The sequence below is a fragment of the Streptomyces sp. bgisy159 genome, assembly GCF_965341775.1.
GTDB lineage: Bacteria > Actinomycetota > Actinomycetes > Streptomycetales > Streptomycetaceae > Streptomyces.
Window position 1 is genome coordinate 1 of the sequence record NZ_CBDQZH010000118.1, and the last position, 1393, is coordinate 1393.

Consider the following 1393-nt stretch of genomic DNA (forward strand, 5'->3'; position numbering starts at 1 on the left):
GACCGGCGAGTCGACCCGGGGCAGGTCCGAACCGGCAGGCGGAGTACCCGTGCCGGGCCGGCCCGCCGCGTCGCCCGGGGCGTCGGGGGCCTTCTGCAGGACATTGCCCCGCTCGTCGAGGAGGTTGCCGGCCGGGTCGTAGTACCGCGCCGGCGCGCCCTCGTCCGTGGGCAGCTTGACCGAGCCCTCCGGCACCGCCGGCACATCGTCGGGCAGCTTGATGTTCCCGTCGGGCAGTTTCGTCGCGCCCTCCGGGATCGCCGTGCCCTCGGGCAGGTGCACCGTGCCGTCCGGGAGCTTGAACGCACCCTCCGGGAGGGTGATCGCGTTGTCCGGCAGCTTCGGGATCTCGATGTTGCCGACGCCCTTGAGCGCGGCGCTGATGTCGCCGATCTTCGACAGACCCGCGCCCGCGCCCTTGGCGACATACGTCATCGGGTCGATGACCTTGCCCGCCTTGCCCGCAGCCGAGAGCACCTTCGCGACCGCGCCCGCCTTGCCCGCACCCGAGACCCCGGCACCGGCGCCACCCGTGAACACGGTCGTCAGCACGTTGAAGGTGACGGCGCCGGCCGCGCGGCCGGGGTTCTTGCCCCACTCGTCCCACGCCACCAGCGCCTTGCCGGTCTCCTTCATCGCCGTACGCGAGTCACGGATCCAGGACGGCAGCTTGTCATCCGGCAGCAGCCAGAACGCCGTCCCCACACCCGGGATGGCGCTGATCGCCAGACCGGTCGCGAGCTGCGCCAGGCCCTTCCACGCCTGGCCCATCGCCTCCCAGCCACCGAAGCCCACCAGCGTGCCCAGGCCCTTGATCGTGCCCCAGATCCCGTCCACGATCAGGCCGTCCCACACGAACGACTTGATCCAGTGACCCGCCTCGTACCAGTGGTGCCGCTCCTCCACCGGGTCACCCCAGGGAAGCTTGGCGTTCTTCATGTCCTCGGCGTTGAAACCGTACTGGTCCTTGCGCTCCGACCCGTCCCCCGCCACCATCTGGGTCCCGCCCCAGATCCCGGTGATCTTGTTGTGACAGGTCCGCTCCGCCGCCCAGAACGCCGCCACCGTCGCGGTGATGTCGTCCCGGAGCTGGTTGTGCTCCTCGACCTTGTCCTCGTCGTAGTCCCACTCGTCATCGTCCTTCACCGACGCGACGAACGTCTGGGCCTTCAGCTTCAGGTCCTTCAGCTTCTGCACCAAAGGACGGATCTCGGTGGCGTAGGAGGAGAGGGCCGAGGAGACGGTCTCCAGATCCGTCGCGAAATCGTTCGCACGCTCCTGCACCGGCTTCGTCGTCGCGAACAGCTGCTCGGCCTCCGGCGCGTGGTAGAACGCCGACAGCCCCTGGAACTTGGAGTGGACGTCACCGCCCGTGGTGCGGACGTTGCCCGCG

1 pseudogene is annotated in these 1393 nt (G+C 69.5%); it reads right to left on the reverse strand.

Annotated features, from left to right (window positions below):
• Positions 1-1393: pseudogene (locus tag ACSLTV_RS36075) on the reverse strand (hypothetical protein); the annotation flags it as partial.